Genomic DNA, 22,162 nt, shown 5'->3' with positions numbered 1-22,162 from the left:
CCCTTCGACTGCCCCTTCACCCCCTCTCCACACCACGGCCTCCGTACCCAGGTCGTACCGGACGGCCTCCTCGGCGGGCCCAGCCCAGCAGGGCCAGGGAGCAGAGCGCCGCGAGGGCGCACCAGGTCGACACGAACTCCAGTCGCCACAGCGCCCAGCACACCGGCGCGCCCGCCCCGGCCAGGAGTCCGAACAGCACCAGCCGGCGGTCGCCTGACAGCAGCAGGGAGCCGACCGTGGCCAGCAGATAGCCCGTGACGAGCGGTGCGGGGTGGGACAGGTCGATGCCGTATCCGACCGTGTGGTCGCGGATGCCGGCCGTCACCTCATGGGTCGCCAGGCTGTACGCGAGTACGGCGCTGGTCACGATGCCCACGGCCAGCGGCAGCAGCAGTCGGTGTCTCGCACTCGTGGGCGCCGCGCACAGGACGGCCGCCGGCACCCACAGAGGGAGGAGCGGAAGGGCGATGACGGCCCAGAACAGGGTCGCCGGACCGGATCCGCCGTCCGCGTGCCACACCAGGGACTCGACGATCTGGTGCGCGCCCAGGAGCAACGGCAGCGCGGCCAGCGGCAGATCACGCCCCCGGCCCGCCCGGGCCACCATCGCCACGCTCGCCACGCCCACGGCGGCGATGCCCGCACCCGCCACCAGATCGGCCGTCGCACTCCAGCACATCGCACCGCCACAGGGTCCGTCGTCGTACGCCTCGGCCTCACAGCGGACCACGACCCGCCCCCGGCCGCATGCCGGACGTGCGCGGACACCCCGGCCGTCCGCCTCGGGGGCAGGTCAGGCGGGGCGGTGGGCGACCGCGGCGAACATCGTCACCGACATGTGCAGTGCGCCGCGCTCCGCCGCCCCGGTCAGCTCCGCGTACAGCAGGTCGCGCTGCTCGTCGGTCATCAGTCCGCGCCGCACGGCCGACTCGCCCATCATGCGGATCAGGGGCCAGGGCACCGCCGTACTGTCCTGGAGCAGTGCCTGCGAGCCCTGGTCGTCGATGACCAGCCCCGCGGCGGACAGCTGGTCCGGGAGCCGTCGTCCGGAGTACGGGTTGGCCGCGGCGGCCAGGGCTCCCGCCATGAGGGCCGCCACCGCGTCAGGGGCACCGGGGTGCAGGAGGGCGGTCGCCCAGTCCGAGTCGATGAGCACCACGCGTCCGCCGGGGCGCAGGACCCGCGCGATCTCGCCGACGGCCTTGTCCGGTTCGGACAGATGCTGCAACAGCCGCTCGCACCAGACCACGTCCACCGAGGCGTCAGGCAGCGGAAGGGCGTGCGCGTCGCCGTCCAGGAAGCGGGCCGTACTGCCGGCCGCCGCCGCCCGCTGCTCGGCGACCTCGCGCAGCGCCGGATTCGCGTCGACGCCCACCGCGTCGCCGGACGGACCGACAGCCGCCGCCAGGGCCAGGGTCTGCGATCCCGTGCCGCTGCCCACGTCGAGCACGTGTTCGCCCGGTCGTGGGTCGAGCACGCTCTGCGCCCAGGCACGCAGCCGCCGTACGCCGTCGGCCCCGTCCTGCGCGTCCAGGGCCGCCACGAGCCGTCCGACGGCCTCCACGGAGAAATTGCGCGCGTGGAACTCCGAGGTGGGCCGGGTGCCAGGTGTTTCCCCCATGCGGCCCACCTTATGAGGCCGGTCACACACGGGCCACCAGAAACGTCATTTGCGGCCCGAGCCGCCGCTGCCGAAGGATCCGCTGTTGCCGGGCGCCCAGCGCGGGCGGGTCTGGTCGTGGCCGCGTTTCGTGCCGGAGGCGGCCAGGTTGTGCGGATTGAGCCGCTCGCTCTCATCGTGGGTGTGCGGCACCTCGTTGGCCTCGCGCATCTCCCGCTCCTCGCGCACCGGCCCGGTCTCCGGCAGCCTGGGATGCTCCTCCGGCCCGGGCGGCGGCGACTCGGCGTCCTTGGCCCGCATACCCAGCCGGACGGCCCAGATCAGCAGGGCCACCACGATCAGGCCGCCCGCGAAGGCGGCGGCCACATTGCGTACGTCGCCCGACGCGGCGAGCACCTGACCCGCGTCCGCTGCTGCTTCTGCCGTGTTCATGGCCGCCGAGTGCCCAGGAACCGGCCGGCTACTCACCCGGCTCGCCCGCGACAGCGGACGGCCCACGACCGGCTGCGGGTACGGGCGTGTGCGGGTGCGCCGACACGACGGCATAAGCTCGTTGGATGGCAAGGTACTTCGACGTCCATCCCGACAACCCGCAGCCCCGCACGATCAGTCAGGTCGCCGACAGCATCCGCTCCGGCGCGCTGATCGCGTACCCGACGGACTCCTGCTTCGCGCTGGGGTGCCAGCTCGGCAGCCGTGACGGCATCGACCGCATCCGGTCGATCCGGCAGCTCGACGACCGTCACCACTTCACTCTCGTCTGCCAGAACTTCGCCCAGCTCGGCCAGTTCGTGCAGGTCGACAACGACGTGTTCCGCGCCGTGAAGGCGTCCACGCCGGGCAGCTACACCTTCATCCTCCCGGCGACCCGCGAGGTGCCGCGCAAGCTGCTGCACCCGAAGAAGAAGACCGTCGGCGTACGCATCCCCGATCACGCGGTCGCGCAGGCCCTGCTGGCCGAGCTGGGCGAGCCGCTGCTCTCCAGCACCCTGCTGCTCCCCGACGAGAAGGAGCCGCTGACGCAGGGCTGGGAGATCAAGGAGCGCCTCGACCATGTCGTGGACGCGGTCGTCGACTCCGGGGACTGCGGTACGGAACCGACGACCGTCATCGACTTCTCCAGCGGCGAGGCCGAGATCGTGCGCCGGGGCGCGGGAGACACGTCACGGTTCGAGTGAGGGCTCATTGTGCGGCCACGGGGACCGGTGCGGGGTGCGCTCGGGGCGTGGGCTGTGCATGGTGGTAGAAGGCCCGTCGAGCAAGGAGACGTCATGCCGATCCAGCACTCCGATTCGCCCTCTCCGTCCGACGACACCACGACCCCCGACGCCCTGCTCCACACCGGTGCGGAGCATGGCGCTTCCGCTGAGGATCTGGTGCTTGCCACGGGGCGTGATCTCACTCCGCGCAGTCTTGCCTGGGCGGAGCGGAAGCTGGCGGAGGAGGGTTCTGCGGCGCTGGACAAGTTGTTGCCGTGACGGTCGGTTGTTCGGCTGCGGGTCGGTGGGGGCCGGTCGCGCAGTTCCCCGCGCCCCTTTACAGCTAGCCGTGCTGCACGGTCAGGGGTTCGAAGGTGATCCTCGTTCGGGTGCCGTCCCCCGTCCAGTGGACCTCGATCGCTGTGCCGGTAACCTCGACGCCCGCGACCACCTGCCCCGGCATAAAGGGTTCCGGGTCCGCCGTGAGCGTCGCCAGGGCCACGTGGAGTGAGATGCCGCCGGGGGTGGTCTCGCCGGTCAGGCGTGGGACCAGGGCCCAGCGGGTGTAGGCGGTGCCCTGTGGGGCGCGAGCCTCCTCCGGGTCCGGGGTCCAGCCGTGCAGGCCGTGCAGCGCGGACCTCACCGTCTCCTCGGGGCCCGTCGCCCAGCCCGTGTGGGTGACGCGGGACCCGGCCGGAGCGCCGGTCACACGGTGGACGCGCAGTTCGTGGCGGCCTCGTACCACCGTGACGCTTTCCAGCTTCAGCCCCGGCACCATGGGCGGCCCGGAGGTGAAGACGGGGCGGTGCCAGGAGGCGGCCCAGCCCCAGCCGTCGCCGTGGCCCGCGCCCAGCGGGTGGATACGGCGGCGCACACTCCCCCGGCCGGCGATCTCCACGGAGAGGTGGTTGTCGGCGACGTTGGCGAGGGCCGTCGGGCCGGAGTGCGTCGAATAGGCCTGGCGGCCGTAGTGCGGGTCGTCCTCGGCCGCCGTCTCGCCCTCGTGCGGGCGGACGTGGTCACTGCCGTGGTTGTGCAGCCGTACGATCCCGTCCGCGCGGGTCGACTGCACCAGCAGCCCCGGTGCGGGCAGCGCGAGGACCCGGTCGGCGTCCTCGACCGGTGCGGACTCCTCACGGGCCGTCCACAGCGGGGCGTCGGCGGGGGCGAGCAGGGATACGAAGGCCTTCGAGGCCCAGTACGGGGACGCGGGGCCCGAGTAGGTCTGGAGGGTGGCCGGGTGCGGGCCGTGCCAGCCGAGGGTCAGCAGGCCGTCGTCGGTCAGGGCGCCCCTGTCCAGGAAGTGACGGAGGCTGCCGCTGATCAGGCGGCGGCCGGTGCCCGGGGTGAGCGGGGTGTGGCCGGTGAGGGCGCCGAGGCCGACGGCGGCGGAGGCGGCGAAGCGGTACGACAGGGAGCGGCCGAAGTGGATCGGGGCACCGTCCCCACCGAACATCAGCGCGAAGCCGGTGAGGTGGTCACGCAGACGGGGGCCGTACAGGGCGGACAGTTCCCGGTCGTCGCCGAGATGGGCGTCGAGCACCGGGTAGAGGTGCAGGGCCCAGCCGTTGTAGTGGTCGAAGGCGCGGCCGTCGCCGTCGGCGTACCAGCCGTCGCCCCGGTACCAGGTCTCCAGCAGTTCCAGGGCCCGTTCACGCGCGCGGGCCGTCTCCGCGTCGCCGCGTCCGACGGACTCCAGGAATCCGGCGACGGTGAAGGGGAAGAGGTACCAGTTGTTCGGGGCGGGCGTGTGGCGCAGCGAGCCGCGCAGCCAGTTCTCCGCCCGGTCCTGTACGGCGGGGTCGAGCCGTTTCCACAGCCAGGGCGCCGTCAGCCGCAGCCCGAGGGCGACGGAGGCCGACTCGACCATCGGCTGGCCCTGCACGTCGTGGTCGAGGATCAGCGGCCAGGACTCGGTGTCGTCGCGGCCGGGGGTGCGGGTGCCCGCCGTGAGGCCCTCGGCGTACCGGTCGAGCCAGCCGTGCGGGTCGTCCCCGCCGGCGCCCGCCACGCGGAAGGCGGCAGCCAGGAAGGTGCGGGCGTAGCCTTCGAGCCCGTCGGAGCGCACCCCCGAGCGTGACGGGGCGCCGGGCAGGTCGAGGAGGGCACCGCCGGGGGTGCTCCAGCGCCACGCGGCGGCCAGCAGCCCGTCCGCCACGGCCTCCCAGTGGGCCCGGGTGTAGCCGGTGCGGGGGCTCGACTCGCGGTCCTCGGGCGGGAGTTCGAAGGGGATGCCCCTGCTGCGGGACATGCCCCCGCTGTTGGTCCGGGTCTTGCTGCTCATGCGAGGAAGGCCAGCCTTTCGCGTCGTACGGGATGGCGGAATCCCGCGCCGGATGCCCAGTGCTCCGTCTCGGCGACGGCGAGTTCCGCGAGGCGGCGCCACTCGTTGCCCTGGGAGCCGGCGAGGTGGGGGGTGAGGAATGCGTCGGGGCAGTCCCACAACGGATGGTCGGGCGGCAGGACTTCGGGGTCGGTGACATCGAGGACGGCGCGGACACGGCGGTCCCGGACGGCGTCGGTGAGGGCGTCCTGGTCTACGACGCCGCCGCGCGCGGTGTTGATGAGTACGGCGCCGGGACGCATGGTGTCGAGCAGGGCTCGGCTCACCAGACCCTGGGTGGCGGGCAGCAGCGGGGTGTGCAGGCTGACCGTGTCGGAGCGGGCGAACAGGGCGTCCAGCTCCACGCGTTCGACTCCGAGTTCGGCCGCGTCGGCGGCGGTGACGTACGGGTCGTACAGGAGGACGTCGAAGTCGTGGGGCCGCAGCAGTTCGATGACGCGGCGGCCGGTCAGCGAGGCGGAGACGATTCCCACGGTCCGGTGGTGGTTGCCGATCGTGCGGGAGGTGCGCAGCCAGTTGTCGCGGGTACGGGTGGTGGCGTAGGCGCGGGCCCGTTCCAGGACCTGTTTGCCGGTGAGCAGGATCATCGCGAGGGTGTACTCGGCAACAGGCAGTGCGTTGGCGGCGGCGGCCGACGACACCTCGATGCCGCGCTCCCAGCAGGCGTCGGTGACATGCGGCCGGACGCTGCCTGCCGCGTGCACCACCGCCCGCAACCGGGGCGCCGACGCGAGGACTTCGGCGTCGAGTACGGGGCAGCCCCAGCCGGTGACGAGAAGGTCGGCGTCGGCGAGGATCCCGCGGGCGCGGTCCGTGCGGAGGTCGTCGAGGACCGGGAGCGGAGCGAGGTCGCAGACGGCGGCGAGGGCGGCCAGCGAGGCGGGGCCGAGGACGGCGTCGGCGGCCTCCTGGGACATGGCGAGGGCCGCACGGGGACGGAAACCGGGGCCCGGCGAGGACACTCTCATACGGGTCGGTCACTCCTTGAAGTCGGGAACTCCGGCACGGAAATCCTGATCGGCGCAAGGAAAACGGTCAATAGAACGATCAGAAGAAAGTTAAGCGATCAAACGCTCACTCGTCGGCATGCACCGACCCCGCGACGGTCGACGCCGGAGAGGTCAGCGCCCGTGTCGATCCGCGCACCTTCAGCTCCGGCAGCAGCTCGATCCGCCGCGCCGGCGCCACTCCGCTGCCGCGCGGGTCCCGCAGCCGGTGCAGGAGCAGTTCGGCGGCGGCCCGCCCGACCTCCGCCTTGGGCGGGGCGACGGCGGTGAGGGGGATGCCACCGAGGGCGGCCACGACATCGTCGTACGCGACGACCGAGCAGTCCTCCGGCACCCGGACACCGTGCGCGGCCAGGTCCTGCACCAGCATCAGCGCGTCCACGTCACCGTGCAGCAGGCACGCCGTGGCGCCCAGGTCGCGCAGCACGCCGGGCAGGTCGACGGCCGTGCAGTCGGGGCCCCCGTCGGACGAACTGAGGGTGAGGGTCCAGGCGTCGAGCCCCGGATGCGCACCGGCGATCCCGGTGACGGCCGCGCGCAGGGCCCGTGCGGTGGGGCTGTCGTCGCGGAGGGCGAAGACAACTCTGCGATGGCCGAGGTCCACCAGGTGTTCGACGGCGAGAAGGGCGCCGTACCAGTGGTCGGAGCAGACCGAGTCCAGGGCGTGCAGCGCGCTGCCGGGTCGTGGTCTGCGCTCCATCAGGACGGTCGGTACGCCGAGCCCGCACAGCCACTCGGCGTCGGCCTCCTCGGCGGCCAGGGTGCGCCAGCGGGGAGCGATCAGCACACCTCTGGCACCGTCCGCCAACGCCCGCTCCACCAGGGCCTGTTCGGCGCCGGCTGCCTGCGGGGCGATGTGCAGCGCGATGCGCACACCTGCTTCCTCCAGGACCGGGCGGGCGCCGTGCAGGGCCTCGTAGAGATAGGAGTGGCGGGCGGGCACGACCAGGGCGACGGTGTCGCCGTCCCCGGAAGCGGTGACCGCCGCGGGCCCGGTGTCGGGTGCGGGGAGGATGGAGCGGGCGATGCCGTGGCCGCGCCGGAGCCTGCCCTCCCGGGCGAGTTCCTCCACGTCCCGGCGGACGGTGACGACCGAGACCTCCAGCTCGGCGGCGAGATCGGTCACCCTGGCCGCGCCCCGCGCCCGCACGGCGGCCAGGATCCGCTGCCGCCTCACTTCGACCGGCTCCCGCATACCGTTCGCCCCCTTCGCGGCCGGATCCGCATACCGGAATGTTCGTTTGATCGCTTGGCCGTGCAGCTTAGCGATCAGTCAGTCGAATGTCAGCGACACGACCGGAGCGAGATATTCCGTCCGAAATCTCATCTCATGTCGACCGATCTTGACCAAGGTTCAAAGAAAGTCGCCGAGTACTGGCGGTAACCGCTTGCTTTGTTCGCGCTTGACGCGAGAATTTCACCATTCAACATGTTGCGCCTTGGGGGGACTCAGCACATGCAAGGAACGATCGACGGGTTCAGCTACGGGCTGGTCACGCCCGTGGCCGCCTACATCATGGCCTGCCTGGGAAGCGCCCTGGGCCTGCGCTGCGTGGTCAGATCGCTGCTCAACCAGGACTCTTGGAGGCAGGGCTGGCTGGCGCTGGGGGCGACGGCCATCGGGTGCGGAATCTGGACCATGCACTTCATCGCGATGATCGGATTCCAGGTCGAGGAGAGCGCGGTCCGCTACGACACCGGGCTGACGGTCATCAGCCTCGCCGTCGCGATCGTCGTCGTCGGTATCGGCGTGTTCGTCGTCGGCTACCGGGGCGCCACGCCTGTAGCGCTCTCCGCCGCCGGCGTCGTGACCGGTCTCGGTGTCGCCGCGATGCACTACCTCGGCATGGCGGCGCTCACGCTCAACGGAACGATCCGGTACAACACGACGACCGTGGCGATCTCCGTGGTGATCGCCATCGTCGCCGCGACCGCCGCGCTGTGGGCGGCGGTCTCCATCCAGGGCTTCCTGACCAGCCTCGGCGCCAGTCTGGTGATGGGTGTGGCGGTCAGCGGTATGCACTACACGGGCATGGCCGCGGTCAGCGTGCATCTGCACGAGAAGTCCCAGAACACCTGGTCCGGCGACTCACCGACCTCATTGCTGCTGCCGATGCTGATCGGCCCGGTGATCTTCCTGCTGCTGGCCTCGGTCGTGGTGATGTTCGACCCGCTGCTGGTGACGGGCAACGGGGAACGGCGCGGAGCGAGTTCCCTGCTGCGGCCCGAGCAGCAACTGCCGCGCATTCCCAGGCAGTCGGCGGTCCGGGACATCGGACAGCCCGCTCCCGGCGGGCAGCGGACCCCGGCGCCGCCCTGGACGGACCGCCGCCCGTAAGGCATCGCCACGGCGCTCCGGTGGCCGAGGACAAGGTGGCCGGCCCGCCCCTCCGGCCCGCCGACCCGGCCCGCCGACCCGGCCGGCTGGCACAATCGACGTAGCGTGAACGTCCGTACGACGATTGTTGGAGGAGCGCGTGCCGTCCCCCTCGCAGCCGCTGCGCAAGCTGGGCTTTCTCACCATCGGACTGTTCGACGCGAACGACCCTCGGGCGGGGCACGAGTCGACGCTGGAGATCATCGAGCTGGGTGAGCGGCTGGGCTTCGACAGCGCCTGGCTGCGCCACCGCCATCTCCAGTACGGGATCTCCTCCCCCGTGGCCGTTCTCGCGGCGGCCTCGCAGCGCACCCGGCGGATCGAACTGGGCACCGCGGTCATCCCGTTGGGCTGGGAGAACCCGCTGCGGCTGGCGGAGGACCTGGCGACCGTCGACATCCTCTCCGGCGGCCGGCTCAACCCGGGGCTGAGCGTGGGTCCGCCGATGCACTACGACCAGGTCAAGGGCGCCCTGTACCCCGACACGGCGGATGCCGAGGACTTCGGCTACCGGCGCGTGGAGCGGTTGCTGGACCTCGTACGCGGGAAGACGGCCAGCGACTTCAGCGGGGTCGAGGGGTTCGAGGTGTTCTCGGACCGCGTCCAGCCGCATTCCCCGGGGCTCGGCAACCGGATGTGGTACGGCGGCGGGAGTCTGCGGTCGGCGCGGTGGGCCGGTGAGCACGGCATGAACTTCCTGACCAGCAGTGTCGTCAAGGCGGAGGGGGACGAGGACTCGTACGACTTCGCCGAGATCCAGCTCGCGGGCGTCCGGGCCTTCCGGGCCGCCCATCCGGACGGCGACCGGGCCCGGGTCTCCCAGGGGCTCGTGGTGATCCCCACCGACAGCGCCACCCCCGGGCAGCGCGCGAAGTACGAGGAGTACGCGGCGAAGCGGCTGCCGAGGACCGCGGCACCGCAGGGTCCCGCGCGGCTGATGTTCGCGCCGGACCTCGTCGGCACCTCCGCCGAGATCGCCGAACTCCTGTACGCGCACGTCGCGTTCCAGGAGATCGACGAGGTGGCCTTCGCGCTGCCGTTCACCTTCGAGCACGAGGACTACGTCCAGATCCTCACGGACATCGCGACCCGGCTCGGCCCCGCCCTGGGCTGGTCCCCGGCCACCGGCTGAGGCCCCAAAAGCCTCACCTACGCCGCTCACCACCGCCCGGGTTCGGTGCCGGTGACCGGCTCCGACGGCCGGCCGTCCACGCCGGCCGGGATGTCACCGGCCAGCATCACGCGGTGCATGACCCGGGGGTGGCCGAGGTGGGCGTTGTCGCCGGGCGCGAGGTGAATGGTCGCCCGGTTGTCCCAGAAGGCGACGCTGCCGGGCTCCCAGCGGAAACGGACCGTGTACTCGGGCCTGGTCGCCTGTTCGAGGAGCAGTTCCAGGAGCAGCCGGCTCTCCGCCCGGGAGACGTCCGTGATCTGCTCCAGGTAGTAGCCGTTGACGAACAGCACCCGCTCCCCCGTCTCCGGGTGGACGCGCACCAGCGGGTGCACCGAGGCGATCTGATGGTCCAGCAGATGCCGAAGGTACGCGTCGTCGCCGGGCCGCGCCTGGTAGCCGACGCCGAGCCGGTGCTCGGCCCGCAGGCCGTCCACGAACTCCCGTACGGGCGCGGAGAGCCCGGCGTACGCGGCGGCCAGGTTGGACCAGGTGGTGTCGCCTCCGTACGGCGGTACGGTCTCGGCGCGCAGGATCGTGGCGGCGGGCGGGTCGATACGGGCGCCGTGGTCGCAGTGCCAGCCGCGCAGCAGGGAGTGGCGGCGCCGTTCCAGCCACTCGGCGTGCTCCATGCCGTAACGTCCGCCCAGTTCCAGCCGGTCGGCGGTCGTCTCGATCTCCGGGAAGCCGGGCGGTGAGGCGCCGCCGCGCCGGCCGAGGACGACGGGCTCGCCGAACCGGCGGGCGAAGGAGATGTGCCCGGCGTGGTCCAGCCGCTGGCCTCGGAGGAACACCACCTTCCAGCGCAGGACGGCCGCCCTGATCGCCGCGACCACGGTGTCGTCGAGGGGCTCGCTCAGGTCGACTCCCGAGATCTCGGCGCCGATGTGCCCCGCGACGGGCCGCACCTCCACACCGGCGGCGTTCGCCTCCTCCAACTCCTGTGCGGCCGAGGACACTTCGCCGTGGGTGGTGCGGTCCGGACTCATGCGTGCTCCGATCGTGGGCCGGTCGTGTCGGTCTCGCCGGTGACCGGGCCAGTATCCCGGCCGACATGACGGCCGGGCATGGTGACCGGGCGTGACGACAGAGGTGACGACCGGGCGTGGGGCTCAGCCGGAGGCCCGGTTCGCCACCCGCCGGTACGCCGTGGCCGGTGTCCCGGGGAACCGCTCACCGGCTCCCCGGGATCCGCTCACCAGGGCACCGGCGCGGGCACCGGCGCGGGCTCCGGCGCGGCGGGCGCGTCGGACTTCGCGTGGACCGTCCGCCATCCGTCCCTCCGGGCCTCCTGGGAGATCGCCTCGGCCGTGGCCACGACCAGCGGGACCAGGCGGGACGGCTGGAGCATGTTCGCCGGGCCGACGACACCGACGGACGCCACCACCGTGCCGCGCGCGTTGCGCACCGGGGCCGCGACCGCTCCCCGGCCCTCGCGCAGGGTGTCGCACATGATCGCGTACCCCTCGCGCTTGATCCGGCGCAGTTGATTCCTCAGAGTGGCGCCGTCGGTGACGGTGGTGGAGGTGTACGCGGGCAACGGGCCGGCGCACAACTCGTCCTGCAGTACGGCACTCGCGTGCGCCAGCAGGGCCAGACCGGTGGCTGTGACGTGCAGGGGAAGCCTGGAACCGGGTTGTCCCCAAGGGGTCGTGAGACCGGGGTCGTCGGAGAGGAAGGAGAGGCACATGCTCTCCTTCCCGTCACGCAGGGCGAGAACCGTCGCGCCGCCGGACTGTTCGCGGAGTTCCACGAGATGGGACTGCGCGGCCTCGGCCAGGCCCGAGTAGCGGGGTGCCAGCGTGGCCGTCTCCCACAGTCTCAGGCCGATGCTGTAGCCGCCCCCTTCTCCTCGTTCCAGTGCGCCCCAGCCATGGAGCTTGTTGACGATGCGGTGGGCCGTGGCGACCGGAAGACCGGAGCGCCGGCTGATGTCACTCAGCGTCAGAATGCGGTTGTCGCGGTCGAACACGCCGAGAATGCTGAGCGTCCGGTCGACGACCGAGCGCTCGGGGGCGCCGGGGTGGGTGGTCAATCCCGTCTACTTCCCTTCACCTGCACATTGTGGGGGGAGACTTACTCGTGCATGGGCCGGACGTGATCCGGCCACGGGCGGCCACACCTATGATTGAGGTTTAAAGTAGCTTACGAAAGGTCGATTCCGGAACGCTCATGGTCGATTTCACTTCGCTACCGATCCCGGTAGTTCCGTACGCCCCCGTCCGCAGCCCGGGGGCAGGCATTGCCATGACCTCACTCAGCGAGGCGCGCGCCAAGGTCCGTAAGGACTTCGACACCTCTCCCCACCGGCTCGCCTACCACCAGCTCATGCTGGTCGAGGCGGGAAACGGCGACCTCACGATCGACTCCACACGTTACTCGTGCCGCGCGGGATCCGTCTTGTGGATCCGGCCGAACCAGGTGATCCAGTTCGCGGCGGTGACGGACATGGAAGCCCTTCTTGTCATGTTCACCGAGACATTTCCGTTGCGGATGCACGCCACGATGGGAATGCTCGACGACGTTCTGCGCCCCTGCCACTGGCGGCTCCGTGATGACGAACCGGCCGGACTCCGGCGGGTGCTGGCCCTGATGCGGGACGAGTTCGAACGGTCCGACCAGGGGCCCTGCGAGGACATCCTGAAGCATCTGCTGGCCGTCACACTCCTGCACATCGACCAGATGTGCCGCAGCCGCCGCCGCGCGGACCAGGCGGAGGCCGACGCCCCCTCCGACGAGAACGGCGAGCTGTTTCTGCGTTTCCGGCGCGAACTGGAGGCCTCCTACCGCACGACGCGGCTGGTCGAGGACTACGCCGCCGCGCTCAACTGCGCGCCGCGCACCCTGTCCCGGGCCTGCCGCGTCACCGCCGGCGCCTCCACCAAGGACATGATCGACGCACGCGTCGCCCTGGAGGCGAAGCGCCTGCTTTTACACACGGACCTGCCCCTCGGCGCGATCGCACGCCAACTCGGGTTCACCGAAGTCACAAACTTCGGCAAGTTCTTCGCACGCAGGGTCAACATGACGCCCGGCGCATTCCGGCGCGGCGAAAATCCACGGAATTAGCGTTCGCACCGCCGTAACCGACCAGAACTAAACTCGCAGGTAACATACTAGGTTCGCGTTCCGGGCCCGGGAACAACGAACTACGAGCCCCTTTCCGCTCTTCCGGAAGAGTTGTTGTCCGGATTCGGCTCACGCCGGGGCATCCGGAGTTTGTTCTCTTCCGCGCACGGTGAATCAGGTCACAAATGGCCGCCACAGTCCCGTCCCGGCCCATTTCCGGACGCCGACGGCACCTCACCCGACCGGCTGAAACCGGCCCCCCGTTCCGGAACAACGGTGACCGGCGGTACGTGATTGACGAGCGGTCACCGACGTGACCGACGGGTTCTGTCCACAGGCGCCGCTGCCTCTTTCCGCCGTATCGCGGCGCCTCTAGGATCGCCCCGACCTGTCATGACGCGCTCATTCCCGTGCCGTCGAGGGGACCCCACCATGCGCAAACCGCTTCGCACCATCACGGCCGGAGCTCTCACGGTCACCGCGGTCCTCGTCTGCGGCACGGCCCGGGCCACACCACCCGGACCGGGAGTCTCGGGCCGGACGATCTCCCGGACGACCATCGGCCACACCGACTACACCTGGCGGGAGGTCACCATCCCCGTGGGCCAGGGCACCGGCTGGCACTACCACGACGGCCCCCTCTACGGAATCATCAAGCAGGGCACCCTCAGCCACTTCGACTCCACCTGCGCGTCCGACGGTGTGTATCCGCAGGGCAGCACCATCCTTGAGCCGGCCGGTCCCGGGAACATCCACCTGGGCCAGAATCTCGGCTGCACACCCGTCGTACTCGACATCCTGTACGTACTGCCGCACGGCTCGCCCTTCTCCGAGGACGCGCCGAACCCAGGGTGCGGCTTCCAGTGACGGCCGCCGGGCCCGGTCGGGCTGCCGTCGTCCGACCGGGTCACTCCGCCGGCAAGGGCTGCTCCGCCCAGATCGTCTTGCCGGTGCCCGTCTGGCGGCTGCCCCAGCGCTGGGTGAGCTGGGCGACGAGCAGGAGACCACGGCCGCCCTCGTCGTAGACGTGCGCACGGCGCAGGTGCGGTGAGGTGGAACACCCGTCGGACACCTCGACGATGAGGGCGCGGTCCCGGATCAGCCGGAGCTGAATGGGCGGTTCGCCGTACCGGATGGCGTTGGTGACCAGCTCGCTGACGACGAGTTCGGTGACGAAGGCCTCCTCCTCCAGCCCCCAGGCGGCCAGTTGCTCCACGGCGGCCTGGCGGGTGACGGCCACGTGCGCGGGGTCCGGCGGGACGTCCCAGGTGGCGACCCGTCCGGTGCCCAGCGCGTGCGTACGGGCGAGCAGCAGGGCCACGTCGTCGCCGGGCTGCTCGGGCAGCACGGCCTTGAGCACCGCGTCGCACACGGCGTCGAGCGAGGCGCCCGGCAGGTCCAGGGCGCGGCACAGCTCGGCGATGGCGTGATCGATGTCCCGGTCGCGGTCCTCGATCAGGCCGTCCGTGTAGAGGGCGAGCAGCGACCCCTCGGGCAGGGTCAGCTCGGTCGCCTCGAAGGGCAGGCCGCCGACCCCGAGCGGTGGTCCCGCCGTCACCTCGATCAGCTCCGCGGCGCCGCCGGGCGGCACGACGGCCGGCGGCGGGTGTCCGGCGGAGGCGAGGGTCAGCCTGCGCGAGACCGGGTCGTACACGGCGTAGAGGCAGGTGGCGCCCAGTTCGGCGACCTCGTCGCTGTCCTCCTCGTCGGCCAGATGGGTCACCAGGTCGTCGAGGTGGGTGAGGAGTTCGTCCGGCGGCAGATCGACGTCCGCGAGGGTCCGTACGGCCGTACGGAGCCGTCCCATGGTCGCGGAGGACTGGATGCCGTGCCCGACGACGTCACCGACGCAGAGGGCGACCCGGCTGCCGGACAGCGGGATGACGTCGAACCAGTCGCCGCCGATACCGGCCACCGATCCGCAGGGCAGATAGCGGTGGGCGACCTCGACGGCCGCCTGGCCGGGCAGCCCACGGGGCAGCAGGCTGTGCTGGAGGGCCAGCGCGGTCGTGCGCTCACGGGCGAAGCGGCGGGCGTTGTCGACACAGACGGCGGCGCGGCTGGCCAGTTCCTCGGCGAGGACGACGTCGTCCTGCGTGTACGGGTCGGGACAGCCGATGCGCAGGAAGACCGCGACGCCCAGGGTGGTCCCACGGGCCCTCAGCGGCGCGGTGACCATGGAGTGGACGCCCTTGCGGTACGGGCGGCCGACGGGCTCACGGGAGTTGCGCTCCGCGACCCAGTCGTCGAACGCCCGCTCACCGGCCCGCCCGATGACCGCCCTGCCCTCCGCGATCGCCCGCACGGGCGCGGTGAACGGCAGATAGGTGTCCTTCGCACCCAGCGGGACGACGGCCTCCGGCGTGCCTTCGGTGACGGAGCCGTGGGCGACCCTGCGCAGGACGACCTCGTCGGCCTGTGCGCCGGCGGGCTCGTCCGCGCCGAGCACCCAGTCGAGCAGGTCGACGCTGACGAAGTCGGCGAACCGGGGCACGGCGATCTCGACGAGTTCCTCGGCGGTGCGGACCACGTCGAGGGTGGTGCCGATGGCCGCCGCCGCCTCGTTGAGCAGGGCGAGCCGCCGCCGTGCCCAGTGCTGTTCGCTGCTGTCGAACGCGGCGATGCCCACCTGGACGACGGCGCCCAGGTCGTCGCGCACCGGCCACATCTCCAGGCTCCAGGCGCGTTCCCGGCCGTCGTCCGCGTCCTTGCCGAAGGTCTCGTAACGAACGGGGACACCTGTGCGAAGGACCTCGCGCAGGTTGGTCAGGAACCCCTGGCTGATCTTGTCGTCGGGCACGATGTTCCGGTCGGCGTAGAACTTCCCGACCAGAGCCTGTTCGTCGGTCCCCATCACCGCGCAGGCGGCGTCGTTGAGCCAGGTGTAGCGCTCGTTCGCGTCGAGGGCGGACATCGACACGGAGGCCTGCCGGATGGCCCGTTCGAGCGAGGCGGGCTCCTGCGCGGCAGCGGCCGGCCCGGGCGCCGCCGGTGCGGTCACCGCCGGTCCGGGGAGGGCGGTGACGACGAATCCGCGCGCCTCGCCGTCCTCGCCCGGTACGGGGCACGCGCTGACGGTGAGTGCGAGGCGGTGGCCGTCCCGGTGCCGGAGCGCGATCACTCCGGCCTGCTCGGCCATCGCCGTCGGCGGCGGGTCCTCGGCGAGGAGTTCGGCGGCCGGACGTCCGACGACGGCCTCGGCCGCGTACCCCGTGAGCCGCCGGGCGCCCTCGCTCCACCCCGTCACCATGCCTCGGGCATCGATGATCACCGCGGCGGCGACTTGTTTCATACGCCCCAGGATGGTCCCTGGATCCCGGAGCATCAACCCCGGCGGCCGGTGGGGTGGGGCGGGGGCGGGCGTCAGCCCTTGTGGGCGCGGAGTGCGGCGAGGGCGCGGTCCGCGTGCGTGTTCATCCGCAGCTCGCTCGTCACCACCTCCAGGACCGTCCGGTCCTGGGCCATGACGAAGGTGACCCGCTTGGTGGGCATCATCGAGAACCCGCGCTTCACACCGAACAGCTCACGGACCTTTCCGTCGGCGTCCGAGAGCAGCGGCATGCCGAGGGTGTGGCTCTGCGCGAACTCCTGCTGGCGGTCGACGGAGTCCCCGCTGATCCCGACCGGCCGGGCGCCGACGGCGGCGAACTCGGCGGCCAGGTCCCGGAAGTGGCAGGCCTCGGCCGTGCAGCCGGGGGTCAGGGCGGCAGGGTAGAAGAAGAGGACGATCGGCCCGTCGGCGAGCAGTTCGGACAGCCGGCGCGGCGCTCCGCTCTCGTCGGGCAGCTCGAAGTCCTCGATCTTGTCGCCGACGTTCACCTTTGTCATGACCGGCCCTCTCCGTTCTTCGCGACACTGCGTGCCCACAGGACGAGCGGTACCTGGAGCGGCAGCCGCCCGATGGCCCCGGCCCGCAGGGCGGCGGGCCGGTTGCGCCAGTCGACGGCCATCTTCACGTTGGCCGGGAACACCCCGACGAAGAAGCCCGCCGTGGCCAGCGCGGCGATCCGCCGGGTGCGCGGCAGCGCCAATCCGGCCGCCAGCGCGAGTTCGGCGGCGCCACTGGCGTACGTCCAGGTCCTGGGCGACCCCGGCAGCGCGCGCGGCACGATCGCGTCGAACGTGCGGGGCGCGACGAAGTGGGTGACTCCGGCGGCGGCCAGCAGTCCGGCGAGCAGCAGGGGTGAGCGTTGGGACCGGGGCACGCTTCCTCCTCGGATGGTGTGCCGGGCGATCCTACTGGACGGTAAATCCAGTTCGAGAGGGGGGTGTTCGACTGTCCCTCCCGGCCGGGTCCCTGTCAGTCCGTTGGCTCACCTGGGTCCGCGAGCGTTTCCAGCCACTGCTGGAGGAGGGCCGCCTCGACGGTGGTGAGGCGCTGCGGGGGTTCGGCGCGCAGCCGGGCGGCGAGGGTGGCCGCCGCTGCCGGTACGGCGCCGCCTCGGCCGGTGCCGTGCGGTTCGCCCGCATCGGCTTCGGCGTCGGCGGGGCGGGTGAGGGAGTCGATCACCGAGTCGCGCAGGCGGGCGGCGAAGCGGATGTCCGGGTACTGCTCCGGCCTGGTGAGCATGGACAGGGCCGCGCCCACGTTCGCCGCCATGACGACCCGGGTGGCGGCCTCCGGGGGGACGGTCAGCAGCCCGGCCGCCGCGCACCGCTCCAGCACGCCGTGCAGCAGGGCGTGGGCCTCCTTCGCGGCGGCCGGGGGTGTGGTGAGTTCGGGCGAGTACATCAGGCGGTAGTGGTTCGGGTGTTCGAGGGCGAAGCGCATGTGGTTGTCCCAGCCGCGCCTGAGGTCGGCGACCGGGTCGGCGCTGGGCAGGGCGGCACGCTTGGACGCGAGGTACTGCTCGAATCCCCGGTCGACCACCGCGGCGAGCAGTCCCGCCTTGTCGCCGAAGAGCCGGTAGAGCATCGGCGCCCCGACGCCCGCGGCCTCGCAGACGGCGCGCGTCGACACATCGGCGGCCGACGCCCTGGCCAGCAGTTCGGCGGCGGCGTCCAGGATCTTCTCTCTCGCGTCCATGCCTTCACGGTACGACATCCGTAGCGACGTTACGAGCACCTCTTAACATCGCTACGAATCCGTGGTACCGTCGATACGAATCGACCGTAACGCCGCTACGAAGGGATCCGTCATGACCGTCCAGAACAGCACCGTCCTGTCCGGTACTGCCCGCACCGGCCCGCGCGTCGCGATCGTGACCGGCGGCTCGCGCGGCATAGGACGGCAGACGGCCCGGCAGCTCGCCGCCGACGGATTCACCGTGGTGGTCGGCTACGCGGGCGACAAGGAGGCCGTCGCGGAGGTCGTGCACGCCATCGAGGCCGCCGGCGGCACCGCGCTCTCCGCCCGCGCCGATGTCGCCGACGAGACCGACGTGGCCGCCCTGTTCGACCTCGCGGAGGGCACGTACGGCGGTGTCGACGCCGTGGTCCACGCGGCGGGCCGGATGGCACTGTCCCCGCTGTCCGAACTCGACCTGGACGAGCTGGACGCCGTCCACCGCACCAACATCCGGGGCACCTTCGTCGTCGGCCGGGAAGCGGCACGGCGGCTGCGGCCGGGCGGAGCGCTCGTCAACTTCTCCACGTCGGTCCTCGGACTGTCCCTCCCGGGCTACGGCGCCTACGCGGCGAGCAAGGGCGCCGTCGAGGCCCTCACGCTGATCCTGGCCCGGGAGATGCGCGGCCGGGACATCACCGTCAACGCCGTCGCGCCCGGACCGACGGCCACCGACCTGTTCCTCGACGGCAAGGACGAGGAGACCGTCGCCCGCATGGCGGCCCAGCCCCCGCTGGAACGCCTGGGCACCCCGCAGGACATCGCCTCGGTCGTGTCCTTCCTGATCGGGCCGGCCGGCCGCTGGGTCAACGGCCAGATACTGCGCGCCAACGGAGGTATCGCATGAGCCGCCGCGAACGGCCGTCGACGGTCCGCGACGGACGACGACGGTCTGCGGCGGGCCTGCGACGGCCGCCCATGAGCAGCCGCCGACGCCCGGCGTGGGGCCGTGGGCGGGGCGCCCGGTGATTTCCGCGCCGGGGGCCGACTCCCCGGGCCGAGCGACCCGTTCGGGCCAGGAGGGTGGTCCGGAGGGTCTATCGTGTCGGCATGTCCGTCCCTGAACTGATTCGTATCGTCTCCCGCGACTCGCCCATGGCCCTGGCACAGGTGGAGCGGGTGCGCGCCGAACTGGCAGTCGTACATCCTCGGGTGCGCACCGAGGTCGTCCCCGTGAAGACGACCGGTGACAAGTGGATGGGCGATCTGTCCCAGGTCGAGGGCAAGGGCGCGTTCACCAAGGAGGTCGACGCCGCGCTGCTGGCCGGTGAGGCCGATCTCGCGGTGCACTGCGTCAAGGACGTGCCCGCCGACCGGCCGCTCCCCGCGGGCACGATGTTCGCCGCGTTCCTCAAGCGGGACGACATCCGTGACGCCCTGATCCACCCGGGTGGCCGCACGCTGGACGAGTTGCCGGAGGGCACCCGGATCGGTACGTCCTCGGTGCGCCGGATCGCCCAACTGGCCGCGTCCCACCCGCACCTGGAGTGCGTGCCGTTCCGCGGCAACGCCAACCGGCGGCTGGAGAAGCTCGCGGCCGGGGAGGCGGACGCGCTGCTCCTCGCCGTGTCCGGTCTGGAGCGCATCGGCCGGATGGACGTGGTCAGCGAGATCCTCTCCCCCGAGACGATGATGCCGCCGATCGGCGCGGGCATCCTCGCCCTCCAGTGCCGCGTGGGAGACACCGAGCTGATCGACGCGGTCAGCGGCCTCGGAGACCCGGACACACATCGGGAGGCGACGGCCGAGCGCATGTTCCTGCACGTTCTGCAGGGGCACTGCAACAGCCCGATCGCCGGGTACGCGAAGGTGTCCCGCAGCGGTGAACTCTCGCTGCGTGCCTGCGTGTTCACCCCGGACGGCAAGGTTCAGCTCAACGCCCACGAGTGGGCGGGCCGCCTCGACCCGGCCACGCTCGGCACGTCCGTGGCGGTGGCACTGCTGCGGCAGGGCGCGCGCGAGCTGATCGACGACATCGCGCACTGAGGACCGGGGAGGGACCGGAAGCGGGGCCCGTACGGAATACCGGGCCCGTACGGAAACCGCGAACGCGGCCCGCCGGCTCGGGCCGGCCGACCGTTCACGCGCGTTCCGCTCAGGTGGGTTCCGTCTGGCCCTTCTGGTCCTGCTGTTCCTTGAGGTCCCGCTGCGCCTTGAGGAAGTCGCTCGCCTGGTGGGCGACCCCGCCCCGGACCGGGCCGTGGTGCGCGCCGGTGCCGGTGAGGTCCTCGGGCAGGCCGATCCCGCCCACCCACAGGTGCCGGGCGGTCCACTCCTCCTCGACCCGCAACTGGATCTGTACGTCGATCTGCGCGAGGGAGGCTTCCGGGCCGGCCGCGTACAGGACGGCCGTGGCGCGGCGCAGCGGATGGACGTCGAAGCCCTCGATGAACTGGGAGTTCCGCCAGTCGATGAAGGCGCCCTCGCCGTCCGGGCCGAGCCGGATGTCGATCTGGCCGTCCTCCAGGTGCACGCCGAAATGCCGGTCGCCGCGGTTCTCGACCGTCACCCGGAAGGTGACATAGGTCAGCCCCTGCGCCGCGTCGTCACGCCCGCGCGGCGGTTCGGCCGCCACCAGGCGGTGGACTCGGACACGCAGACCGGCATGTTCGTCGTACTCGTGCCAGTCCCCGACCACGTTCGGCTCGTGCACAGTCCACCTCTCGACCTCTGATGGCTGCTTCCTATCCTTGCCCCCCGCACACAGTCAAATGAGCGGAATGCGCTGTGGCCAGCGAATTCGTCCCCTTGATCACTGATCAAGCGGTGTGCAGCGGAAATCCGGCGCGGGGCCGTCCCACACCAGGTGGGCGCGTGCCGCACATCACGTTCCGGTGCATGGTCGTGACCCGCGTTCAGCGGGCCGCCCGGCCGAGGAGCGAAGGGACATCGACCGACAGCGGTCGGTCACCTTTTGTGTCGATTTGTTTCCTTGTCGCCCGGCGCGGGAATTCTTCCCCCAGTGCTTCGGACCGAAGGCACGCCCAGCACCGGCGCGAGAAAGGTGCGGACGATGCCTGGCGCCAGCAGAACGAAACAGCATCCGCATGACGACGCCCCCGACACGGCCGCCGACTTCGAGCGGCTCGCCCGCCTGCCCGAGGGGCCGGAACGCCACGCGCTCCGGGACGACCTCGTAAGGGCCTGGCTGCCGATGGCCGAGCGGATCGCGGTCCGGTTCCGGGGACGCGGCGAGGCCTTGGAGGATCTCTACCAGGTCGCGGCCGTGGGACTCGTCAAGGCCGTCGACCACTACGACCCCGAGCGCGGCGCCGCCTTCGAGGCCTACGCCGTGCCGACCGTCACCGGGGAGATCAAGCGCCACTTCCGCGACCACCTGTGGGCGCTGCATGTGCCGCGCCGGGTCCAGGATCTGCGCAACCGGGTGCGTACCGCCTCCAGGGAACTGTCCGCCACCGTCCCGGGACGGGCGCCGACCGTCGCCGAGATCGCCTCCTGCGCGCATCTCAGCGAGAGCGAGGTACGTACCGGTATGGAGGCCCTGGACTGCTTCTCCGCGCTGTCGCTGGACGCGGAGCTGCCGCGCGCCGACGGGTACGCGCTCACGGACACCGTCGGCGGAATCGATCCCGGTTTCGACCTGATCGTCGACCGCACGGCCGTCGGCCCCTGTCTGCGGGCGCTGCCCGAACGGGAGCGGACCATCCTCTACCTGCGGTTCTACGGCGGGATGACCCAGAGCCGGATCGCGTCGCAGCTCGGCATCTCGCAGATGCACGTGTCCCGGCTGCTCAGTACCTGCTGCGCCCGCATCCGTGAGGAGCTCGACGAGGAATCGTCCCGGCTCGCCGACGCCTGCTGAGGGCCGCCCGGCCTCGTTGCCGGGATGTGCCGGGAGACCCGATCGGGGTACTCGACAGGCACCGGAACGGGGTTCGGCCGGAGACTGGTGCCTGCCGGTCTCCGAAGTCAGGACACGAGTGCGATGAACCACCCCTCACATGCCAGCGGCGCGACAGACGTCGTCTCCTCGACCCATTCAGTGTTCGGTGCCCCCTGCTGGGTGAGCCTCACCAGCCGTGACACACGGGCCACCGAGTCGTTCTACAGCGCCGTACTGGGCTGGCGATGGCGTGCGGCGCACCTGGGCGACCGCTTCCGCGTCGCGGTGGTGGACGGCACGCCGGTCGCGGGGATCGCCGCGGTGGCCTCCGTATGGCAGATGGCGGTCGCCTGGACCCCGTACTTCGCGGTGCCGAGCGCCGACGAGGCGGTGGCGCGGGCCCGCGAGCGCGGGGGTACGGCGGCGGTCGGGCCGCTCTCCTTCCCGCCCGGCCGGGCGGCGCTG

At 71.7% G+C, this 22,162-nt stretch carries 23 protein-coding genes; 10 read left to right on the top strand and 13 right to left on the bottom strand.

The features are described from left to right. Positions 1-16: 16 nt before the first annotated feature. The 3 genes from AOK08_RS02250 to AOK08_RS02240 form a co-directional block, all read right to left on the bottom strand. Positions 17-679 (bottom strand): DUF6629 family protein, encoded by a 663-nt coding sequence (locus AOK08_RS02250; protein ID WP_055523089.1) that lies wholly within the window; start codon positions 677-679, stop codon positions 17-19. A gap of 114 nt (positions 680-793) precedes the next feature. Next, positions 794-1,621, bottom strand: a complete 828-nt coding sequence (locus tag AOK08_RS02245; protein WP_079053771.1) for a methyltransferase domain-containing protein — start codon at positions 1,619-1,621, stop codon at positions 794-796. Positions 1,622-1,666: 45 nt separating this feature from the next. Next, positions 1,667-2,053 carry a DUF6479 family protein gene (locus tag AOK08_RS02240; protein WP_198539077.1) on the bottom strand — a complete coding sequence of 129 codons (387 nt, stop codon included), beginning with the start codon at positions 2,051-2,053 and terminating at the stop codon, positions 1,667-1,669. Between the two features lie 125 nt (positions 2,054-2,178). Between AOK08_RS02240 and AOK08_RS02235 the strand changes: the two genes are divergently transcribed. Both AOK08_RS02235 and AOK08_RS02230 read left to right on the top strand, forming a co-directional pair. Next, entirely contained in the window at positions 2,179-2,799 is a 621-nt protein-coding gene (locus AOK08_RS02235) for an L-threonylcarbamoyladenylate synthase (protein ID WP_055523086.1), read from the top strand. A 93-nt stretch (positions 2,800-2,892) separates the two neighbouring features. Then, the gene (locus AOK08_RS02230) at positions 2,893-3,099 is read left to right on the top strand and encodes a hypothetical protein (RefSeq protein ID WP_055523084.1); all 207 of its coding nucleotides are present in this window, start codon (positions 2,893-2,895) and stop codon (positions 3,097-3,099) included. Positions 3,100-3,163: 64 nt separating this feature from the next. Here the strand turns inward: AOK08_RS02230 and AOK08_RS02225 are convergent, their stop codons facing one another. From AOK08_RS02225 to AOK08_RS02215, 3 genes are all read right to left on the bottom strand, one after another. Beyond that, positions 3,164-5,104 carry a DUF2264 domain-containing protein gene (locus AOK08_RS02225; protein ID WP_241826779.1) on the bottom strand — a complete coding sequence of 647 codons (1,941 nt, stop codon included), beginning with the start codon at positions 5,102-5,104 and terminating at the stop codon, positions 3,164-3,166. Beyond that, a complete protein-coding gene (locus tag AOK08_RS02220; RefSeq protein ID WP_055523081.1) occupies positions 5,101-6,132 on the bottom strand; it encodes a hydroxyacid dehydrogenase in 1,032 nt (343 codons plus the stop codon). Before AOK08_RS02220 ends, AOK08_RS02225 begins: the two co-directional genes overlap by 4 nt. 106 nt (positions 6,133-6,238) lie before the next feature. Further along, complete coding sequence (locus tag AOK08_RS02215) at positions 6,239-7,366, bottom strand: substrate-binding domain-containing protein (protein WP_055523079.1); 1,128 nt, start codon at positions 7,364-7,366, stop codon at positions 6,239-6,241. A 261-nt stretch (positions 7,367-7,627) separates the two neighbouring features. Here AOK08_RS02215 and AOK08_RS02210 point away from each other — a divergent pair, with 261 nt between their 5' ends. Both AOK08_RS02210 and AOK08_RS02205 read left to right on the top strand, forming a co-directional pair. Further along, positions 7,628-8,509, top strand: a complete 882-nt coding sequence (locus AOK08_RS02210) for an MHYT domain-containing protein (RefSeq protein WP_055523077.1) — start codon at positions 7,628-7,630, stop codon at positions 8,507-8,509. A 139-nt stretch (positions 8,510-8,648) separates the two neighbouring features. Next, the gene (locus tag AOK08_RS02205) at positions 8,649-9,680 is read left to right on the top strand and encodes an LLM class flavin-dependent oxidoreductase (RefSeq protein ID WP_055523075.1); all 1,032 of its coding nucleotides are present in this window, start codon (positions 8,649-8,651) and stop codon (positions 9,678-9,680) included. 26 nt (positions 9,681-9,706) lie between these two features. On the opposite strand, the gene AOK08_RS02200 is transcribed toward AOK08_RS02205, so the two are convergent. Next, positions 9,707-10,708: a TauD/TfdA dioxygenase family protein gene (locus tag AOK08_RS02200; RefSeq protein WP_055523073.1), complete on the bottom strand. Its 1,002-nt coding sequence runs from the start codon at positions 10,706-10,708 to the stop codon at positions 9,707-9,709. A 206-nt stretch (positions 10,709-10,914) separates the two neighbouring features. Further along, positions 10,915-11,754, bottom strand: coding sequence for an IclR family transcriptional regulator (locus AOK08_RS02195; RefSeq protein ID WP_063793991.1), 840 nt, complete (start codon positions 11,752-11,754; stop codon positions 10,915-10,917). Between the two features lie 212 nt (positions 11,755-11,966). Between AOK08_RS02195 and AOK08_RS02190 the strand changes: the two genes are divergently transcribed. Both AOK08_RS02190 and AOK08_RS02185 read left to right on the top strand, forming a co-directional pair. Beyond that, positions 11,967-12,788 (top strand): helix-turn-helix domain-containing protein, encoded by an 822-nt coding sequence (locus tag AOK08_RS02190; protein ID WP_241826778.1) that lies wholly within the window; start codon positions 11,967-11,969, stop codon positions 12,786-12,788. A 432-nt stretch (positions 12,789-13,220) separates the two neighbouring features. Then, positions 13,221-13,655 carry a cupin domain-containing protein gene (locus AOK08_RS02185; protein WP_055523070.1) on the top strand — a complete coding sequence of 145 codons (435 nt, stop codon included), beginning with the start codon at positions 13,221-13,223 and terminating at the stop codon, positions 13,653-13,655. A gap of 40 nt (positions 13,656-13,695) precedes the next feature. Here AOK08_RS02185 and AOK08_RS02180 read toward each other — a convergent pair whose 3' ends face one another. The 4 genes from AOK08_RS02180 to AOK08_RS02165 all read right to left on the bottom strand — a co-directional run bounded on the left by AOK08_RS02180 (position 13,696) and on the right by AOK08_RS02165 (position 17,814). Beyond that, positions 13,696-16,080, bottom strand: a complete 2,385-nt coding sequence (locus tag AOK08_RS02180) for an ATP-binding SpoIIE family protein phosphatase (RefSeq protein WP_055523069.1) — start codon at positions 16,078-16,080, stop codon at positions 13,696-13,698. Positions 16,081-16,151: 71 nt separating this feature from the next. Then, on the bottom strand, positions 16,152-16,616 hold the full coding sequence (locus AOK08_RS02175; protein ID WP_055523068.1) for a peroxiredoxin: 465 nt from the start codon (positions 16,614-16,616) through the stop codon (positions 16,152-16,154). Beyond that, complete coding sequence (locus AOK08_RS02170) at positions 16,613-16,993, bottom strand: DoxX family protein (protein ID WP_055523066.1); 381 nt, start codon at positions 16,991-16,993, stop codon at positions 16,613-16,615. Before AOK08_RS02170 ends, AOK08_RS02175 begins: the two co-directional genes overlap by 4 nt. 95 nt (positions 16,994-17,088) lie before the next feature. Next, positions 17,089-17,814: a TetR/AcrR family transcriptional regulator gene (locus tag AOK08_RS02165; protein WP_055523134.1), complete on the bottom strand. Its 726-nt coding sequence runs from the start codon at positions 17,812-17,814 to the stop codon at positions 17,089-17,091. 112 nt (positions 17,815-17,926) lie between these two features. Between AOK08_RS02165 and AOK08_RS02160 the strand changes: the two genes are divergently transcribed. Both AOK08_RS02160 and hemC read left to right on the top strand, forming a co-directional pair. Beyond that, positions 17,927-18,700 carry an SDR family oxidoreductase gene (locus tag AOK08_RS02160; RefSeq protein WP_198539076.1) on the top strand — a complete coding sequence of 258 codons (774 nt, stop codon included), beginning with the start codon at positions 17,927-17,929 and terminating at the stop codon, positions 18,698-18,700. A 203-nt stretch (positions 18,701-18,903) separates the two neighbouring features. Next, positions 18,904-19,839, top strand: coding sequence for a hydroxymethylbilane synthase (hemC, locus tag AOK08_RS02155; protein WP_055523064.1), 936 nt, complete (start codon positions 18,904-18,906; stop codon positions 19,837-19,839). Between the two features lie 109 nt (positions 19,840-19,948). Here hemC and AOK08_RS02150 read toward each other — a convergent pair whose 3' ends face one another. Then, complete coding sequence (locus tag AOK08_RS02150) at positions 19,949-20,506, bottom strand: hypothetical protein (RefSeq protein WP_055523062.1); 558 nt, start codon at positions 20,504-20,506, stop codon at positions 19,949-19,951. Positions 20,507-20,866: 360 nt separating this feature from the next. Between AOK08_RS02150 and AOK08_RS02145 the strand changes: the two genes are divergently transcribed. Together AOK08_RS02145 and AOK08_RS02140 are read left to right on the top strand one after the other, a co-directional pair. After that, entirely contained in the window at positions 20,867-21,676 is an 810-nt protein-coding gene (locus AOK08_RS02145) for a SigB/SigF/SigG family RNA polymerase sigma factor (protein ID WP_055523061.1), read from the top strand. 123 nt (positions 21,677-21,799) lie between these two features. Continuing rightward, on the top strand, positions 21,800-22,162 hold a 363-nt coding region (locus tag AOK08_RS02140; RefSeq protein ID WP_479683310.1), incomplete at its 3' end, for a VOC family protein.

The organism is Streptomyces graminilatus (assembly GCF_001418565.1).
Lineage (GTDB): Bacteria > Actinomycetota > Actinomycetes > Streptomycetales > Streptomycetaceae > Streptomyces > Streptomyces graminilatus.
This window is presented reverse-complemented; position numbering and strand designations above follow the sequence as displayed.

Bases quoted from the DNA above. Each gene is read 5' to 3' on its own strand.
- AOK08_RS02250 (WP_055523089.1), bottom strand. From the start codon at position 679: ATGTGCTGGAGTGCGACGGCCGATCTGGTGGCGGGTGCGGGCATCGCC.
- AOK08_RS02245 (WP_079053771.1), bottom strand. From the start codon at position 1,621: ATGGGGGAAACACCTGGCACCCGGCCCACCTCGGAGTTCCACGCGCGC.
- AOK08_RS02240 (WP_198539077.1), bottom strand. From the start codon at position 2,053: ATGAACACGGCAGAAGCAGCAGCGGACGCGGGTCAGGTGCTCGCCGCG.
- AOK08_RS02235 (WP_055523086.1), top strand. From the start codon at position 2,179: ATGGCAAGGTACTTCGACGTCCATCCCGACAACCCGCAGCCCCGCACG.
- AOK08_RS02230 (WP_055523084.1), top strand. From the start codon at position 2,893: ATGCCGATCCAGCACTCCGATTCGCCCTCTCCGTCCGACGACACCACG.
- AOK08_RS02225 (WP_241826779.1), bottom strand. From the start codon at position 5,104: ATGAGCAGCAAGACCCGGACCAACAGCGGGGGCATGTCCCGCAGCAGG.
- AOK08_RS02220 (WP_055523081.1), bottom strand. From the start codon at position 6,132: ATGAGAGTGTCCTCGCCGGGCCCCGGTTTCCGTCCCCGTGCGGCCCTC.
- AOK08_RS02215 (WP_055523079.1), bottom strand. From the start codon at position 7,366: ATGCGGGAGCCGGTCGAAGTGAGGCGGCAGCGGATCCTGGCCGCCGTG.
- AOK08_RS02210 (WP_055523077.1), top strand. From the start codon at position 7,628: ATGCAAGGAACGATCGACGGGTTCAGCTACGGGCTGGTCACGCCCGTG.
- AOK08_RS02200 (WP_055523073.1), bottom strand. From the start codon at position 10,708: ATGAGTCCGGACCGCACCACCCACGGCGAAGTGTCCTCGGCCGCACAG.
- AOK08_RS02190 (WP_241826778.1), top strand. From the start codon at position 11,967: ATGACCTCACTCAGCGAGGCGCGCGCCAAGGTCCGTAAGGACTTCGAC.
- AOK08_RS02185 (WP_055523070.1), top strand. From the start codon at position 13,221: ATGCGCAAACCGCTTCGCACCATCACGGCCGGAGCTCTCACGGTCACC.
- AOK08_RS02180 (WP_055523069.1), bottom strand. From the start codon at position 16,080: ATGAAACAAGTCGCCGCCGCGGTGATCATCGATGCCCGAGGCATGGTG.
- AOK08_RS02175 (WP_055523068.1), bottom strand. From the start codon at position 16,616: ATGACAAAGGTGAACGTCGGCGACAAGATCGAGGACTTCGAGCTGCCC.
- AOK08_RS02165 (WP_055523134.1), bottom strand. From the start codon at position 17,814: ATGGACGCGAGAGAGAAGATCCTGGACGCCGCCGCCGAACTGCTGGCC.
- AOK08_RS02160 (WP_198539076.1), top strand. From the start codon at position 17,927: ATGACCGTCCAGAACAGCACCGTCCTGTCCGGTACTGCCCGCACCGGC.
- hemC (WP_055523064.1), top strand. From the start codon at position 18,904: ATGTCCGTCCCTGAACTGATTCGTATCGTCTCCCGCGACTCGCCCATG.
- AOK08_RS02145 (WP_055523061.1), top strand. From the start codon at position 20,867: ATGCCTGGCGCCAGCAGAACGAAACAGCATCCGCATGACGACGCCCCC.